Raw genomic sequence first — 17863 nt, forward strand, 5'->3', positions numbered from 1 at the left:
AACACTACACCGCCATGCTCAGCCTCGTATCAACGGTGATATGGCTGGCATGATTGAGAACGCTCCCTAGTGGCCGGCCGTTTGGCGCCACCTTCAATGTTCCGACCCCGGATCAACTCGGTGAGGTGTTAACCGAACAGGCAGCCAAAGTACCGGCCGGTGAATGGCTGGTCGGCGTGATGAACCGTCCTTACTGCCATATGAAAATGCCGAACCGCTGGGAGCTGGATGCCATAGTACCCGATCACCCGGTCATGCTGGCCTGTGGCGTACTGAAATTGACATTAAACTCTCAAGCCATCGGCAAGGCCGGCCTGAGCAAAGACACCCCCGAGCCGAAAGACGGGCTGATCGTCCGTGATGAGCAGGGCGAGCCTCAGGGTGTGCTGACCATGGGCGCCCGCAGTTATGCCCTTGGTGTTATTCCCAAGCCCGCGCTCAGTGATGAGCAAGCCCGGGAAAACCTGCGCGCCCAGCTGAAGAAGTTCCCGCCCATGGGCGTCACCAGTGTCAACGTTGCCGGCGTTCGGCCCAATGAACTTCGCCTGATCCAGGATGTCTATGCCCGCTGGGGTGATGAACTCCCCCGGGCTACGCTACAGATTTTCATGTTTCCCGGTTATGACCATGTTGAAACCAGCCTGGCCGAAATAGAAGGTCTTGGCTTTCGCTCGGGTATCGGGGATGAGCGACTGAAGCTGGGCGCCATCAAGATGGCGATGGATGGTGCCATTGCCGTACCCGACTTCAAGACCATTGAGCCTTACGACAGCCAGGTCAGCTTTGACGAACACGGCCCCTGGGAGAATCATGACGGTCATTTCGATGGTGTCACCGTCATCCCTCAAGACAGCCTGTACAAGGTTGGCAAACGTGCCCATGATCTGGGCTGGCAGCTGGGCATTCACACCATTGGTGATGCCGCTGCTGTGCAGGCGGTAGAGGTGCTGGAGCAAATTCTCACCGAAAGCCCCAAAAAAGACCATCGCCATCACCTGCATCACCTGACCATTCGGCCCCCCGAAGCCACCCTGGCCAAGATCGCCGAGCTGGATATCATTGTCGATACCCAGCCCAACTACACCTACTACAACAACGCCTTTATGCTGGCCGCCGTTAGCGGTGAACGGCTGGAAAGGCAGAATCCCCAACGCTCGCTGCTGGATCACGGCATCAAAATAGCCTACGGGTCTGATGGCCTTCCCCACGGTCCTTTACTCGGCATCTGGGCTGCCACTACCCGCACCGGTTACGATGGCAAGGTTTATGGTGCCGAAGAAGCCCTCAAGGTCGAGGAAGCCATTCGTGCCTATACCCAGGGCCCGGCCTACCTGACCTTCGATGAAGATGAACGTGGCTCAATTGAAGAAGGTAAGGTCGCCGACATGGTGGTACTGGCGGAAGATCCGTTGACCATAGATCCCATGCGGCTGCGGGATGTGGCCGTCGAGAAAACCATCGTTGCAGGTGAAGAGGTATTCACCGGCTCTCATGTAGAGCCCTATTACCAACTACCGCCGGCACCCTGAGCCGAAAGTTACAAGTTGCCCACGCAAAAAGCCCCGCTGCCTTTCGGTTGCGGGGCTTCGTTTTCTAATCAAGGCATTGCCGAAGAACCACTGAAGTCGACCCTACGGCAAGATACGCTATTAACAACATGCCTTAACGGTTGCCTGGGTGTATTCAGCAACCCTTTTGCCGTACATAAGACGCGGCAGCCAATAACAGAAGCGCCAGAATTACCATAAAACAGATAATATCGGGATCCAGGTCTTGTTGCAGAAGTTTCCACTTGACGCCTTTCTTGCGGTAGCATTACTGTCGTTTCACCCTGAATACCATGGCGCTAACGCCAGGATGCAAGGACAGACAGATAACACACAAGGAGTCAGTGATGAGACAGAGTGTTTTGAACGTCGCGCTGTTGGGCATGGCCTTAAGCGCCGCCGGTAGCGCCGTGGCCAAGGACTGGAAGGAAATCAAGTTTAGTGTCGAGGGCACCTATCCGCCGTTCAGCTATACCACCACCGACGGCGAGCTGAAAGGATTTGAAGTGGATCTGGCCCGTGCGCTGTGCGAGGAATTGCAGATAACCTGCACCATTCGCGCCCAGGACTGGGACGGCATTATCCCTGCCCTGCTGTCGCGTAAAAACGACGCCATTATCGCCGCCATGACCATCACGCCCGAGCGCGAAAAAAGCGTGTTGTTCACCATTCCCTACGCGCGAGTGCCTACCCGTTTCGTTACCAAGGCAGAGCGGGAAATTGAATTCAACAATGAAGGAATGGACGGTCTCAAGGTTGGCGTGCAGCGCGCCACCATCGGCGACAAGTACCTTGCCGCCCAGCATCCGGAGGTTGATGTGGCCCGCTATGGCACCTTCGATGAAGCCTTTATGGATTTGCGCTCCGGGCGTATCGATACCGTATTCGGCGGTGCCATCGGCCTGCAGAGCGGCCTGCTGGATATGCCTGACGGCAAAGACTTTCACTTTTCCGGCCCGTCCTTCACCGAAGAAAAATGGTTCGGCAGAGGCATCGGCATTGCCGTGCGCAAGCAGGATGCTTCACTGGCCGAGCTGCTGAACAAGGGCATTCTGGCGCTGCGCGAAAAAGGCATTCATCAGCAAATTGCCGGCAACTACTTCCCCTACGACATCTACGGCGTGGAATAAGCACTAACGCATACTTGGCGTGGCCGCGGGTTTGGGGTCACGCGTAAACGGCTAACGCCTCAAGATTTGTTAGGCTTGGCACAGTTAAAGAGAAACAGCTTTAGCTTCGCTCTGTTGTACAGATTCATAAACCTCTATTGCAAAATGCCTTGGTTTGATTACAGTATCTGATTCTCTCAATTTGGCTTTAACGGCAGCCATAGCCTCGAGTGCATTTTGTATTGAACTTTCACCAATAGTTGGAAGGATGCCAGGCAACAATGCATCAATCTCATTACTTGTAACCCCAATAGCCCTTACTTCTAAAGATCCTGTTAGCTCTTCCTTACTAGCAGCAACACCAATTTTTAGGACTCCATTTAAATCTATGCTCTTCTTTTTTGTTGTTATATTTGCAATTAACCTAAGCCCCACACCTGTTCTGAAGCGCCCAATTTCCTTACCATTTTCAACTATGTCATCAATAGCATACTTGGTGAAATCCATAATTGCTGCATACTTACCTGTTTCAGCTGTAGCGGTTCCAGCAAGATATTGCAGACTCCCATTTGAGTTTACTTTGGCAATAGTCACTTTTGACCATGTATCTGCAAAATAATTTAAAGCTTCCTCATTTGTAAGTAACCTAATGTCTACTTTTACAATTTCACCATTTCTTACAACCTCAACTTCAGATTTTGCGATAATTGGCTCAATAGGTACAAAACCGGCTCCCTTTTCCTGCTCAATTGCTCCAGCTCTAATCAAATCAACTTTCTGGTTCGTCATGTTTGACGTGCATCCTGAAACAGAGACAATCAAAATAAGAATCCCGGAAATAATTTTAAGTTTCATGCATCCATTCTCCATTGGTTTGTTTTTGGTTATTTTAGCCTAACGTCACCTGTAGGAATTTGTTAGACACCGGCATCCTCCAGATTGCTGAGCTGAATAAGAGCACTGAAGATCGCGCCACTATAGTGAAGATAGTTTAAAGCATCGAATTTTTCTATCGACATACGCCTGCTAGCGAAATGCCCCTTTCTATAATTGCATCAGTGGGCTCGAACCCACCCAACTCAATACGCATCTTGTTCTTCAACAATATCGTGAAAGCAGCCTCATCCGGCTTGCCACTCGAATCGAAAAGCATCAAGTCATAATAAGGGCTTGGAGTATTGCCATCCCGTTCGAAGCCGCTGAGCCACTGTTTGGCTAAACGATTTGGGCAGTTGCATGAAGCGCACTGCTTTTCGGTAGGCTCGCCATTCGGCCTTTTGCAGAATGGACCAGCAAATCCGGAAGGTGGTTTCGGATAGTCGCTACAGGAACGCCCCCAACCTTTGTACACTGCGATAGACCCAAGTGTGTCGCACCAAGGTGAGTATGCATTTGCCAGTTCGACCGCACTGCGTATACCGCCTTTGTGCTTCGTGCAATAGTCTCGAACCACAGCTCTTACCGAGTAACCGGGGTCATTGAAGACTGCGTGTCCTTTGCTGTCTCTCCGCCCATCACTTCCATTCCAAGGGGCATCACCTTGCTTGACGCACCCGTAGTTGTTTAAGCGAACACACAAGGGCTTTTTTTCTGTTTCTCTGAATCCACCCCTGTCGCTTAACGTCAATCGCTTGCCCTTGTATGTTAGTGATCGTACAGCCTGTTCTTCCCAATTCGTCGCCTCGGACACGACTTCATTTGCGTTGGTGGCCATTGGGACCAATCCGCTGAAGAAAAGCATGATCACGAGAGCTTTGACACAATTTTTCATAAGTCCTCTAATACGTTTGGGGATTGAATTCTCGGGGCTGGTTGAGGTGCCTAACGCTTCAAGCTGCGGCGCGAAGCGTGATCTTCCCCCGATAAATCGGACACATTCTTCAACTACGCCGCCATGGCTTCATATTCGACTGGGCTCATATAATTCAGGCTTGAGTGCAGTCGAATTCTATTATAGAAGTGCTGTATATACCCAGCCAGTTTATCCCGCAGGTGCAGCTCGCCATAGAAACGATTCTCTTTGATCAATTAGCCCTTCAAGGTATGAAAAAACGATTCCATCTCTGCGTTGTCGGTACACATACTACTGACATAGTTCTTTAATTTTAATATCATGTTTCGCTCGAATTTTGAGCGAGTGAGGCATGATGAAACCGACTGGAGCAGCTAAAGAATATCGTCGAGTGCTGGCGGTACAGTGGGCCGATGAAGGCGTGAAGCAATCGGTCATCGCCGAGAGGTTGGGCGTGACTCAGGGCTGCGTCAGTCAGTGGGTCAAACGTGCTCAAGAAGGGGGCAAAGACGCACTGAAAACCAAGCCCTTTCCCAGGCATCCACCCAAGTTGCCGCAGGCGGCTATCCCGCTCATTTTGAAGGCACTGGAAGAACTGGGCCCACAGGGCTTTGGCTATGAAGATCAGCGCTGGACGACACAACGGATCGCCGATGCAATTGCCACCCTGACCAAGATTCAGTACACCCAGTCGCATATGAGCAAGTTGCTGCGACGCTGGGGATGGTCCTGGCAGAAACCCAAACGTCAGGATGTCAGACGTAATGAGGCAGCGATTACCCATTGGCAGCAGGAGATCTGGCCAACGTTAAAAAAATCAGGCCCAGGAACAGAATGAGACCCTGGTATTTATCGATGAATCCAGCTTTCACCTGTGCTCGCATCACTATAAGACCTTTGCGCCGGTAGGACAGACCCCGGTGGTGAAAGGCAAACGCGGGCGGTCACCTCGCTTCATGGTCACGGGCGCGGTCTCCCCGGAAGGTCGGACGTACTTTAGCTGGACGACCGAGCATGTGACCGGTGAAACCGTGGTCGAATTCTTAAAGAAACTGCTGCGTTATTGGCCCGGTAAGCTACGCGTCATCTGGGATAATGCTCCAGTTCATAGAAGCAATGCCGTGAAATCCTGGCTGTCGACATCTGACGTCCAGCAGCGTTTGAGGCTAGAAGCGCTACCGCCTTACGCACCCGAGCTGAATCCAGCCGAAGCCCTGTGGAGTTGGCTCAAGCAGCGGCGCGCGAACCTAGCCTTCAAAGATGGCCTGGCATTACGTCTGTGGCTGGAAGAGAAAACACAATGGTTAAAGCGCCAACGCGGTTTTGTAACACAGCTGATGAAATCTTCGCCACTATATTAATTTTCAATAATTAGGTCAGTAGCATTAACATCAAGCGGACGTGAATTTTTCTTAAGATATTTAGCAAGCCGCCAAATTGATGATGGTTCCGAAAGCTCTCTACGAATATTCTTAAGCTCATTCAGGGTTTTGCTAAGTCTCTCCATACTCACCTTGAAATATAACGCCGCCAACACAGGTGAGCGTAGCGAGTCCAGCCAGCTTGCTGGCGTTTGTGTTTGGCCTTGTTATAGGGGTTTAATTAATATGCTCACTGCTTACACAGAGTCATCATCTTTTATTACCAATTCAAGTTTAACGCACGGAGTATTCCCAGTTAAATTTACCTTCATCCAGTATTTAAGGATCAGCTTACCAACAGTGTCACTACCTTTATTCAGCTCAAAGTCGACATCTACGTATTGGTCATCAGCTATCTTACGAAAGCTCACAGTGTCAAACAGCTCTTTACTAGTAAGTAGGCAGTAATCAACATCACTAAAACTTAGTGAGTACACCTCGCAGTTACCAATATGGCAAATATATTCATTGTCAAAACCATCTTGACGGCTAATGTCGTGTCTTCCTGCAACTTCTGGTTCATATGATGATCTTCGTAGCGTGCTCTTTAATTTTTGGCTGCCAACAAACAGCACAGGGATAGCCATTGACTCTGAGATTTTCCGGATATCTGAAAGAATGCCATCTATATCAGTGTACTCGTATGATACTGATTGGGGATGTTTTAGTAACGACCGTAATACGTTTAGTTTAAGGTTGTTTGAAATACAGTCGGCCATCCAACTATCTTCATTAATTGCCCGGCTCGTATCGATGCCGGAGGCAACCCGTTCTTTGGCGTAGTCAACGATATTCACACTGAAAGCAGAATTATCATTAAGATCGGCTTCTCGATCAAAATGTTCAAAAAGCCCCAAGGGGAATTCAGGATCACCTTTATTACTTAAAATAGCCGAGCTCGCCACACAAAAATTTGCGAGCCGATCTCTATCTTTATCGGCGTCAGCAACAAGTTGCCTCTGAGCATCACTGATTTTCTGGATTATTCCTTCTACCGATTTAATAAAGTTACCTTTGAAGATTTCTAGGCTACTAGGGTCAACCAAGAGATAGTCGTCGTGCTCATTGGCAATTTTTATCCAGTCATGGAGATCCGAGATGATTGACTGCTGATCCATATGCCTGAAAAAACCAGAAAAAATGGCCTCCTCCCAATCGTTGGGTAATTTCCATATTGTGCCCGACATGGAAATTGCGATTTCGACATAGGCTCTATTCATACTTCGTGGATCGTTTGCCCCCCACCCTGAGTAAATCCGACCAGAGACTCGCCTTTCTTCATAAATGCGACCAAAAGACTCCATTATTGATGATAACCAAGTTCCATAGCTGCCCTCGCCATAATATCGATAATCACGATGCCGAATATAAGCACCTAGCAGATCACCAGCATTGGATATGTTATGGCGGGATTGACCAATTGAGCCTGATGGATGAATACGTGACCCTGTCAGTAGGGCTTTAATATATTTAGCCAAAAGATCAGGTTGGTCATCACCTGGCTTCAAGAGCATGTAGCAAGCTGTAATGACTCTCAAATCGATATGAGCATTTCTTAAAGAGAGATCAAACGCAGCACTATAGTCGTAGTCGTTCCCTCTGAGGACTAACTGCCAAGTATCACTAGTCGACTCCATTGGCAGTAAATAATGATTAATTAGCACTGAGCGCCAACTATACAATGGTCATCACGTGATAGCTGTTCGAGCCAGTTAATAAGCATATCAACACCCCAACCAGCCGCCTCGAAATTACCGAACCGCAGGGCAGAAATTGCCGTAGATGCAGTAAACTCTAAGTGTGTGATAAAAGCTGGGTATGCCTTGTTAATATCCCCAGTTCGCTTTGAACGTGGCTCAATGTACATGAGCCAACTTTCCCAAGCACCAACGAAGTCGTAGAGAATGTCCTCGTACTTGTTAGCAACCCTTAAATCGCTCGACTCCGAATTGTATGAACGCCATTCGACCAACAGATACCACATATAGTAGCTACCCTGTATCAGCGATCTCATTTCTTGTTTGATTAAAGTATCTCTACTTGAGAATATTCGTTTATGTAAATACAGCATATTTGTATAAAATCGAGAATTATCAGGGATTCGCTCAACCGTCTCTCGGGCTAGACGGTAATACTCACCCATAAGTTCATCAAGGTAGCTTCTACCACTCAAGCCACCAGCTGGCAATATTAGCCAGTTATCCAAGTTTCCCTTATCGTTTTTAAAGGATAAAGCTTCTGCAAGCTCGGCATGCCACAGAACCAAATTGGCCACAGCGTCTGAAAATTCTCTGGCATCACCATCTCTAATGGCGTCATTTGCGGGACCAATAAAGCCATTCAGAACAGTTGTTAAGCCAATATCTACCTGAGGAATCTCCTTTTCGAAGGAGAAAGCTACTTTAATGAGCACCTTTACTAACGGGTTTATATTAAAGCCACCATATCGGACTACAGTCATTATATCGCTAGTCCTACTGGCTCGAAGAGGTTGAACCACTAACTTCCCGCCCTGTATCTTTTTCAACCTCAAAATAAAGATTTGTATCCTGATAGCACAGTTAAGAAGCCACAGCTTGATATCTTTCAGGGATTCTTCTCGGTTTACCTTTCGAGTTATGTCTTTATAGTCATCGCTAGAATACTTATATGTAAGAACTTCCATTATATTTTCATCAGGGTTAGCTATCAACTTATGGTGGATGGCATTATCTAATAGAAGCTGCTTAATTCTGCGGCGAACATCGAGTTCACATGCTTCGTGAATGGAGAAACGAAAAACGATCGCCTCACGGGAAGTTTCGTCCAACATTCTGAAAGTTTTGACAAAGAACCAAGCGGTCAATAGCAAATTAGATGCGAACCACAGTGCCGAGGTAAGACAGATAGCCGCATACGTAGTCTCACTTATTGTTGCTCTTAAAAAGTAACCGACAACAATGAACCCTGACAGCGTGAGGCCGCTCAGGCCCGCAAACATAAAGCCGGAGTACTTTTGGTATAGAGGAAAAATGACCCTTTTAGCTGACTTATTCTGAAACAGAACGCTGACAAGACCAACAACCAATGGATAAACGACGCCAATAATAGTTAACTGTCCTCCTAGAAAGGAACCCTGCCACTTAAGAAGCTCTCTCCACTCAGGAATATATTGGATAACGTGGGGTTTAACCCATGGTTGCCAGACAATGAGATTGCTAGTCACTAAACCCGCCAGCATCAACGTTAGCAGAATATATTTTTTATAGTACGTCGACCATCGAACGATACTTCTTTCTGTAAAACTCAAGCGACTATTTAAAAAAACTTTATTTTCGTAAAGTGATTCTTGTATTTCTTTGTTAACTCGAGAAGATAGATTATTAAATAAACACCTGAGAAAACTTTTCATCAATCAGATAGCCCCATAACTTTCACAGATATCCCGAAAGAATATACCAATGAAATGCAATTCATCTTGGTTGTATTTTACCACTTATGCTGCTTTACCTATAACGCTTACAGCAGAGGCTCAAAAACCAGAGCGAAGCGGCGGTTTTTGAGTCCTGCTGCCTGTACTTGTTAGCCTAATTTGGTTTGACCCAGAGCTGATGTTGCATAGCTTCTAGAATGAATGCCATTAACAAGTGCAAACCTGAAGTTTCTATCCCAACTTTTCGTCTTTCCCTACCTTGTAAACCACCAGCAACTTCAGACATTACATTGTGAAAGCCAACGGACTGTTCTTCTCCAGACTTAAATAGACTAAAATCGAATTCGCCTGGTATTTTTTCACTTAGGTCGTCAAGTAATGTGCCGCGCTCTATACCATCATAAATCTCTTCAAACGAAATTTTGTCTGCGTGACCATTTGCGATTGCAGAGTTTACATAGAATCCAATAAATGAAAGTGTACTCAACCATGGTTTTTCGTTCATATCTTATTCTCCTTGATAAGGGTTATTTTTTGCGAGACTAACGCCAGTGGTAATGGGCGCCAACGGAGCGCAGTGAAGTTGGCCGTTGACCACCTTGTTAGCACTATTTGGCATTAGTGAGAAGGCGGATGATTTCGTCAGATTGCTTAGAAAGTGCTGCTACTACATCGCTGGCACAAGAATCAACTCGGGTTGAGCCGCAGTAACCCGTGAAGTGATTTAAATAATAAGGCAGGGGGGTGTCTGGATTGCTCCATGTGATAACCATGGAATAAGCCGTTGAGTAACCTGGATTTTGTGTATTTTGATCAAGCGTAGAGATCCGTGCTTGCATTCGGAGCTTGGTTTGGTCAAAAGTGAGACCCATTGATGAAGATGACCTGATTTTTTCTTTTATTTTATAGATCAGTCTATTACCCACAGAGTCACTTCCTGAATCTATAACTTCGACAGGCATTTCTGCGGATGCAGAAAAAGAGATTAGAAAAATTAAGGTGGCAACGAAGTAATGCATATTCAAACCTCCACTAAATAAGTGCTAACATTTTTAATAGTGCGCATGCGCATATTTCTTCCATCGCACCAGCGCATTTTTCACCTATAAGCTTCTGATAGTAAGATGATTTTTACTCGTCAGTCGTATAAGGTGATGTGCAAAAACACGCATGCGCGATATCAACAATAGCGTGCGCACTATCCACGAAGCCCTGCCGTAACCTGCTCAGATCATGAGCGTTTTCAAGCCCGGCTTGCTGTACACGCGCATGCGTTGTTGATAGTGCGCACCGAGCTCTTGAGTCCGAAAATATGCTGCATAAAACAGCATATATTTGCTTTGGCCACGCTACCGCCCGAACCTTGCGGGCGATCTGGCCTCTCCCTTCCCTGTTTGTGAGGCGCTGTTACCGGTATTACATTAAATCCGAATGGAGCCTTGCATTATACGGGGCAAGAGTTGCAGATTGGAAGCATTGGAGGGATTAGCGATATCGTTTGGCCCATCAACGTGAAGCATCGGGGGCATAAAGGCTGGATTCCTATCTTCGCGGGAATGACGATTGAAGATGCCGGGGTGTACAGGTGGATAAAGGGATCGACTCGGCCGACCATCCGCGCCACGGATGGCGCGGCTGAGCCCCCATGGGGCGAGCTTGCTCGCCGTGACGAGTTGTTTCAGCCTGACCAAACATCCAGTGAATGTTTGCAGCAGGCTGAAACAATGAGTGTCATGTCACACGGCGTGTCGGCGGAGCTGGCCCTTTGTCCGACGGGCATAGCCGTCAGGATATAAAAAAGCCCCGTTGCCTTTCGGTTACGGGGCTTTTTTCATTGAGACTCTATAGAAGGTCCACTGAAGTGGACCCTACGGTAGAACGCGCTGGTATTACTCCGGTTCCGCCAGTTAGCGCTGGCGGAACCGTTCGGCGTTACACCACCGCTTCGCTGGCAAAGCCGCGCAGGCCCACTACGTGTACGTGTTCCTGCTTGCCGTGCACCTTGCGGATCAGCTTGTAGGTGGTGCCTTTTTCCGGGCTGATGTTCTCGGGCGCGGCAATCAGCAGCTGCATGTCCTGCCGTTCGCACAGCTCGAACAGGGTGGCGATTGAGCGGGCATCCAGTCGGGCCGCTTCATCCAGAAACAACAGGCGACAGGGCAATACCTCTTTGCTGCGCAGATGACGGGATTCTTCTTCCCAGCTCTGCAGCACCATCAACAGAATGGCCTGGCCGGTACCAATGGCTTCACCGGTAGACAGGGCGCCGCTTTCGGCACGCAGCCAACCGTCGGCGCCACGCTGCACTTCAATGCCCAGATCCAGATAGTTGCGATAATCCAGCAACGCCTGACCCAGCACCTGCGGGCTGCGATCCCCCTGCTCCAGTTGCGGGTTCAGCCGCTGGAACAGCTTGCCCATCGCTTCCGAGAAGCTCAGCTCCTTGCTGCTGAACAGGTCCTGATGGCGACCTTCGGGGTCGCTCAGCGCCTCCAGCAGGCGACCATAGGTGTCGCGAATGTTCACGTTCAGCCGCACACCGGCCACCAGACCAAAGCTGATGTTCTGCAGGCCCTGGTTAAGCTGGCGAATACGGTTCTGCTCGCGGCGAATAATGGTATTGATCTTGGCCGCCACTTCCACCGACGACAGCGACAACTGGCCTTCGCGCAGTTGCAGCTCGTCCGCCAGCCGGCCCAGCTCCACTTCCATCTCTTCCAGCGCTTCCACCGGATCGTCGGCCCGAATAATGTCGTGCCGAATACGCGCCTTGAGGTGGCGGAACACCAGAATGTAGAACTGCACCTTCTGCAGGGTGTTGCGGTTGCCCTCGCTCAGGCGCAGCGCATCACGCAGCTCTTCGTCGTGAGCCACCGCCAGGCGCAGGGCACCCAGCGCCTTGTCGGAAATGGAACGCAGCTCGTCGGCATCCAGATACGCCAGCTCCGGCCGGGCCAGGCGGCGCACCACGTCGTTGTCGCGCGCCAGTCGCACCACTTTGGCCCAGTTGGCCTTGTGGGCCACCAGTGCCTTGCGGGCGGCAAAATAGCCCTGGCCGTCTTTGCCGAGGCGCTGACTCAGCGATTCGATTTCACGTTTGCTCACCTGGCGCTGGGCCTCGGTCTGGCTGCGCTTGCCACGGGTGTGCACCAGCTCGTTTTCAATGGAACGCTTGGCCTCGCGGGCCTTGTCTTCCATGTCGGACGCAAGAGTTATGCCCAGAGCGGTCAGCTCGTCACGGAATTCGTTGAGGGTCTTGCTTCTGGCATCGCGGCCGGTTACCAGCGCGGTGCGGGCCTGCAGCGCATCGGTCAGGCGACCGTTCAACTGTTCGGCACGCAACCCGGCCTTGCGGCGGGTTTCTTCGGCCTGCACCAGCTTGGCCTTGAGGCTGTCGTTCATGGCCGAGCTTTGATCCAGCAACTGCTCGGCGTCGGCATAGGCCAGGTGCGGCAGTCGGGCCACCAGCTGGGTCAGGGCATAGGTGCGGTTGCGCGCCTCGGTCAGCTCGGCTTCGGCCTCGGCTACCTGCTGTTGCAGGGCGTCGAATCCGGCGGGATCCTGACGCAATACCTGTACCTGCTCGGCCAGGCGGCCCAGCCGCTGGCCGTGGGCAGCCATAAAGTCGCGGGCCAGGTCCAGCTGGGCCATTTCTTCGCGGGCGGCGGCCAGGCGTGGGGCTAGCTCCTCGTCGGCCAGCCAGTCTGCCAATGGCAGCAGCTTGTGCAACAGGCTCTGCTGCTCGCGCAGCTGGTTGCGACGGGCCTGCCACTGATCGCGCTGGGCGGCAATGGCGGCCAGCTCCTGTTCCAGCTGATGCTGCTGGGTGGCCAGTTGTTCCAGTGCCGCTTCCGGGTTGTCGCCAAAGGCCAGTTGCAGGCCCTGACCAACAAATTCACTCAGCTGATGATACAGGCGGCTGTGCTTCTGCTGGGCAAAGGCCGACTCGGCATAACGGGCACTCACGGTTTCCAGTTCGGCGCTCAGTTGCTCTATCTTGGCCTCGCGGGCGGCGCGGCCAAACATCGGCTCGGTCGGAAAACGGGAATAACGCAGCTGGCGTTCGCCGTTTTTCACCCAGATGGCGCCGTCCAGCTCGGTGGCGTGCAGCAGGTCTTCGTCAAAGGCGTCCGGGTTACCCTGGATCAGGTACAAGTCTGCCGGGCACGACTCCAGTGCCTGCAGTTGCTCCAGCGCCGCCTGCGGGTCGGCCACCACTATGCCGTTGCGGGCCGGGCCATACAACGCCTCGTAATAAGGTGCATCGTCTACCGCTATGTCGTCGTATACGTCGGCAAGCAGGGTGCCGCCCAGCTGTTCGCACAGGGCAATCAGGCGTGGGTCGGCGTCAACACCGCTGCTCAGGCCACGAATTTGTTGTTCCAGCTGCTGCTTGGCGGCCAGAGACTGCTGCTTGCTTTGCTCGGCCTGATGCTCGTCGCGCAGCGCCTGCTGCATGGCGGCAGTGACCTCGTTGCTGTCGCTCAGCGGCAGGCCGGACAATTCACGCAGCCGCTCAAGCTGTTGCCGGGCCTTGTGCCAGGCCGGAGCCTGGCCGCGCAACGCCGTCACCTGCGGGGCAATCTGCCCCAGGCGAGACTGGCTCTGGCGCTGGGCGTCGGCACAGTCGGCCAGTTTTTCTTCCAGCTCGGTTTTCTGCTCGTCCAGCTCCGCCAGTTGCAGCTCCAGCTCGGCTTCGTCCTGCACCGGGCGGCCCAGTCGGGCCAGCTCGGCCTGCAGCGCCGTGGCTTTTTCGCGTTTTTCGGCGCCCTGCTCGGCGTCCTGCAACTGGCGACGAATGGCACCGTCGCGCGCCAGCAACGCCTGATATTCCCGACCCTGCTCCAGCAACTGGTTGGCGCGGGCAAAGGCAGACGCCCGGCTAACGTCACCGTCGATGGCCTGCAACAGCGCCAGCGCCTGATCGTATTGCGCCCGGGCCGCTTCGGCGAGCGAGAGCTGCTGGCGTTGTTCCAACACCACGGCGGTTTGGGCCTGCTCGCGTTGCTGGTGCGCCTGCTCCTCGGCTTTGGCCTGCTCCGGGCTCAGCTCCGGCAGGCCGCAGCGCACCTTGGCCTCACCCAGCGCCTGGCGGGCCTGACGATACTGAATGGCCCGGGTCTGTTGGGTGTCGAGCGCCTGCTGATAATCGGCCAGCTGACTCTTGAGGCTGTCTACTTCTTCTTCGGCCGCCACCTTGGTGGCGATGGCTTCCTGCTGTTCGTCCTGCAGCTCGGCCAGGGTTTCTTCCTGAATGGCGAGCTTTTCTTCCAGCTCGTCCAACTCTTGCTGATAACCGGTGATCTTCTCGTTGAGCTTGACCCCGCTCAGCACCCGCGCCAGATGCTCGGAGGCGATATCCAGCTCTTCACCCAGCATGCGCTCGCGGGCGCCCAGGTGTTCCAGCTCGTCGGCCAGATAAATCAGCCGGGCCCGCTCTTCCGCCAGAATGCGGCGTTCTTCGGCCAGCGCCTTGCGCGCCGACAGTGCCTGATCCGACAACCGCTTTTTTTCGGCGCTGTTGCGCACATAGTCGGCGGCCACATAGTGGGTGGTTTCGGTGATCAGCTGGCGAAACAGGTCGCGCTGACGCTGGGTTTCGCGAATGGCTTCCAGGGTGCGGCGGTTCTCGAAAATCGCCGCTTCCATATCGTTGAACGCCTTGCGAATACCGGCGTTTTCCGGCAGCAGGTAGTCTTTGAGGCTGCGGCTGATGGTGCTGGAAATGCCGCCGTACAAAGAGGCTTCGATCAGACGATAGAACTTGACCCGATCGCGCTGATCCTTGAGCTTGCGCGGGGTGACGCCGGTATCGAACAGAAAATTATGATACTCGGACACCGTATTGAAACGGCTAAAACGCAGCCCGTCCTGCTGGGCCACCGCCTTCAGCTCGTTAAGCGAACGCACCTGGCCCCGGCCGTCATCCAGCCGGTGCAGCAGCAGCGCGGTGGGCGTATGTTCGGGCGTGATGCCCTGCACGCTGAACGAGGTCAGGTTGACCTTGTTGTCGCGGTTGGCCACCTGCTCCAGGTGCACGCCAAACCAGACCCGCTCGCCCTGGGAGGTGTCGACCTCAATCATCGAATAACAGTGACCGCGCTGCAGCTTGCCGTACAGGCCCTTGTCGCGGCTGCCGGACTGACTGCCCGCCTCTGTGGTGTTGCGAAAGTGCAGCAGGCTGAGATCGGGGATCAGGGCGGCAATAAAGGCGGCCATGGTGGTGGACTTGCCGGCACCGTTGCCGCCGGACAGCGTGGTCACCAGGGTGTCCAGCTCGAAGGTGCGGGCAAAAAAGCCGTTCCAGTTAACCATGGTCAGGGAATGAAACTTGCCCCGGCTGAAGGTATTCAAGGTGTTTTCGGGCGTCGCTGAGGTGCTCACTGCTCGTTCTCCTGCTCTTCTTCCTGGTCGTGGCCGGCCACCGCCTCGCCGTCTTTGATCATGCGCAGCTGCAGCTCGCGCGGATCTTCGTCAGTGCGCACATCGGCGGCAAAGCGAAACACCGCTTCGGTAATGCGAAACTTGTCCTGGCTGCCGACGGTGCTGACCATGCCCAGGCGCTTGAGCCGGCGAATGGCGCTTTTGAGCTTGTCGGCCAGCTTGCGTTTGTCCAGATCACTGCCGCCGGCACGCTGGTTGACCATGCGCAACAGGGCGGCTTCGTTGGCCAGGGTCAGCACTTCTTCCTGCAGGTCGAGCAGGGAAAAGACGCCCTCGTTGATCAAGCGGTCCGGGCTCAGATACAGGTAGCACAGTACCTTGCCCACCAGCATTTCCAGCTCGGACAGAATCGAGGTGCCCAGCTCGCTGGTTGAGCGCGGGCGCAGGTAATAAAAGCCCTCGGGGGCGCGCACCAGTTCGACGTGGTAGCGCTGATAAAAGGCTTCCAGCTCCGGGTAGTACTCCTGCAGCAGCGAATGCTGCTCCAGCTCGTCGGCGCTGATGTGGCGACCGGCACGCAATTGGTTGTCCAGCGCCGGAAACAGCGGGTTGGCAATGGCCTGAACCAGACGCGGGTCCAGGGCGAGATCAGTATTGGTCGATAACATGTGCTTGTACCTTGGCCCCGTGGGCGTTGATGCGTTGCCAGTCCGGCTGGGCGGCGCCCATGCATTCGGCGTTGGCGTGGCCCAGCTTGACCGCTTCGTCGATCAGCAAACGGGCAATATCGAAATGTTGGTATTGAGGATAATCGTGCAGGTAATCTCGAAGCACCGCCGCCATGTCGAGCGGCTTGCCGGCGAGTGGAAACGCCTGCAGATGATCGCGAATGCGGCCCGACAGTTCGGCCGACACGTCCACCATGTCGTGATATTCCAGCTCCACCGGCAGCTCGCCGGTCACTTCTTCGGCGTAGGCGGCCATGGTTTCGTCGCGCAGCTCCAGCAGCGGCTGGGCCTGGGCGATGCACAGCCGCCAGTTGTGATCTTCAAACTGGCGAATGGACTCGCGCAGCCGCTGGCTGAAGGCACGGTTCTTGTCCATGTCGATGGCGGTACGAATAAAGCGGTGTACGTGCAGGTCGTACCGGGCCCACAACTCGATGCACTGACTGCCCCACAGAATAATGGCGTCCAGCCGCGCCTGCAGCTGCTGGCACAGTGGCGCCAGCGGCTCGCCGCGTTCGCTTTGCTGTAACTGTTCTTCGATGTTGAGCAGGCTTTGCTGCAGGCCGTGGCCGGCCTTGTCGAGCGTATCCTGCAGCTCGCGCAGGGTCAGGCCGGTTTCGCGCAGCAGCTGCTCACAGGCCGAAATGGCTTCGTGCCAGTTCTTGTTGAGCAGCGCGGCGATGTTGGCCTTGACCGCGTTCTGCTGCTCGTCCATGGCGCGCTGGGTGTCGTCGATGCGCGCCAGCTGTTCGGACACCGAATATTTGAGCCGGCCCGCCACGTCCTGCGCCCATTGTTGTTCGTTCGGATTAGCGGCGATGGTCTCGGCAATGGTGTCCAGATCCTGGGCAATCTGCGCCAGCTGCAGTGACAGCTTGATCTGACTGACCTCGCGCTGGGCGACAAAGAATTCGACGATGGCCATGCCCAGTCGCGTCAGCCGGTACAGGCTTTCGCTCTCGCCCGGCTCGCCCTGAAAACGGCTCAGCAGCCGCTGGCGCACCAAATCGTTAATGGCATTGTTGGCCCGGCTGGACTGGGTGTCTTCGGCCTGCTCAAAGCCCTTGCTGACAAAGCCAAAGGCATGGTGCAGCTCGGCCTCGGTCAGCTGCGGCTGCTCGCCACCCCGGCCGAATACCTGTATTGCCAGCAAGAACGCCAGCCGCTCGGGCGGCAGGTTTATGCCTAGATTTTCCTGTTTGACCCAGCCAATCCAGTCCGGCAGGGTGCGGGACATTTCCGTCATCTTGCAGCTCTCTTCAGTTCTTGTTTCTGTACGCCCGAAAATTGAAACGTGGCTGGTATACGAGGCCACAGGGCTCACTCTGCCGACACGCTACGGATAAATGACACTCACTGTTTCAACCTGCTGCGAGCATTCACCGGATGCTTGGCCAGGCTGAAACCGTTCGTCACGGCGAGACAAGCTCGCCCCCTGTACGCTCGCACATGCCATCCATGGCATATGAC

12 protein-coding genes and 1 pseudogene are annotated in these 17863 nt (G+C 53.3%); 4 read left to right on the plus strand and 9 right to left on the minus strand.

The genetic code is table 11. From position 1 onward, the window contains the following. The first annotated feature begins 53 nt into the window (after window positions 1-53). Window positions 54-1529 (plus strand): amidohydrolase, encoded by a 1476-nt coding sequence (locus tag ABD827_RS15965; RefSeq protein WP_344965672.1) that lies wholly within the window; start codon window positions 54-56, stop codon window positions 1527-1529. 365 nt (window positions 1530-1894) lie between these two features. Continuing rightward, window positions 1895-2677: a transporter substrate-binding domain-containing protein gene (locus tag ABD827_RS15970; RefSeq protein ID WP_344965673.1), complete on the plus strand. Its 783-nt coding sequence runs from the start codon at window positions 1895-1897 to the stop codon at window positions 2675-2677. An 84-nt stretch (window positions 2678-2761) separates the two neighbouring features. Here the strand turns inward: ABD827_RS15970 and ABD827_RS15975 are convergent, their stop codons facing one another. Together ABD827_RS15975 and ABD827_RS15980 are read right to left on the minus strand one after the other, a co-directional pair. After that, entirely contained in the window at window positions 2762-3511 is a 750-nt protein-coding gene (locus tag ABD827_RS15975) for a hypothetical protein (protein WP_344965674.1), read from the minus strand. Window positions 3512-4540: 1029 nt separating this feature from the next. Continuing rightward, window positions 4541-4735, minus strand: a pseudogene (locus ABD827_RS15980) (IS3 family transposase); the annotation flags it as partial. A gap of 65 nt (window positions 4736-4800) precedes the next feature. Between ABD827_RS15980 and ABD827_RS15985 the strand changes: the two are divergent. Together ABD827_RS15985 and ABD827_RS15990 are read left to right on the plus strand one after the other, a co-directional pair. Then, on the plus strand, window positions 4801-5286 hold the full coding sequence (locus ABD827_RS15985) for a helix-turn-helix domain-containing protein (protein ID WP_344965675.1): 486 nt from the start codon (window positions 4801-4803) through the stop codon (window positions 5284-5286). A 13-nt stretch (window positions 5287-5299) separates the two neighbouring features. Continuing rightward, a complete protein-coding gene (locus ABD827_RS15990) occupies window positions 5300-5809 on the plus strand; it encodes an IS630 family transposase (RefSeq protein WP_344965821.1) in 510 nt (169 codons plus the stop codon). 257 nt (window positions 5810-6066) lie between these two features. Here the strand turns inward: ABD827_RS15990 and ABD827_RS15995 are convergent, their stop codons facing one another. The 7 genes from ABD827_RS15995 to mukF all read right to left on the minus strand — a co-directional run bounded on the left by ABD827_RS15995 (window position 6067) and on the right by mukF (window position 17639). Beyond that, the gene (locus ABD827_RS15995) at window positions 6067-7533 is read right to left on the minus strand and encodes a hypothetical protein (RefSeq protein WP_344965676.1); all 1467 of its coding nucleotides are present in this window, start codon (window positions 7531-7533) and stop codon (window positions 6067-6069) included. Beyond that, entirely contained in the window at window positions 7527-9260 is a 1734-nt protein-coding gene (locus tag ABD827_RS16000; protein WP_344965677.1) for a hypothetical protein, read from the minus strand. The genes ABD827_RS15995 and ABD827_RS16000 overlap by 7 nt, the downstream gene beginning before the upstream one ends. A gap of 175 nt (window positions 9261-9435) precedes the next feature. Further along, a complete protein-coding gene (locus ABD827_RS16005; protein WP_344965678.1) occupies window positions 9436-9786 on the minus strand; it encodes a hypothetical protein in 351 nt (116 codons plus the stop codon). 103 nt (window positions 9787-9889) lie between these two features. Continuing rightward, entirely contained in the window at window positions 9890-10300 is a 411-nt protein-coding gene (locus ABD827_RS16010; protein ID WP_344965679.1) for a hypothetical protein, read from the minus strand. Window positions 10301-11213: 913 nt separating this feature from the next. Then, window positions 11214-15665 (minus strand): chromosome partition protein MukB, encoded by a 4452-nt coding sequence (gene mukB / locus ABD827_RS16015; RefSeq protein WP_344965680.1) that lies wholly within the window; start codon window positions 15663-15665, stop codon window positions 11214-11216. Further along, a complete protein-coding gene (gene mukE, locus ABD827_RS16020; RefSeq protein WP_344965681.1) occupies window positions 15662-16333 on the minus strand; it encodes a chromosome partition protein MukE in 672 nt (223 codons plus the stop codon). Before mukE ends, mukB begins: the two co-directional genes overlap by 4 nt. Next, entirely contained in the window at window positions 16314-17639 is a 1326-nt protein-coding gene (mukF, locus tag ABD827_RS16025; protein ID WP_344965682.1) for a chromosome partition protein MukF, read from the minus strand. The genes mukE and mukF overlap by 20 nt, the downstream gene beginning before the upstream one ends. Between the last annotated feature and the right edge of the window lie 224 nt (window positions 17640-17863).

The organism is Oceanisphaera sediminis, from assembly GCF_039539745.1.
Taxonomy (GTDB): Bacteria; Pseudomonadota; Gammaproteobacteria; order Enterobacterales; family Aeromonadaceae; genus Oceanimonas; species Oceanimonas sediminis.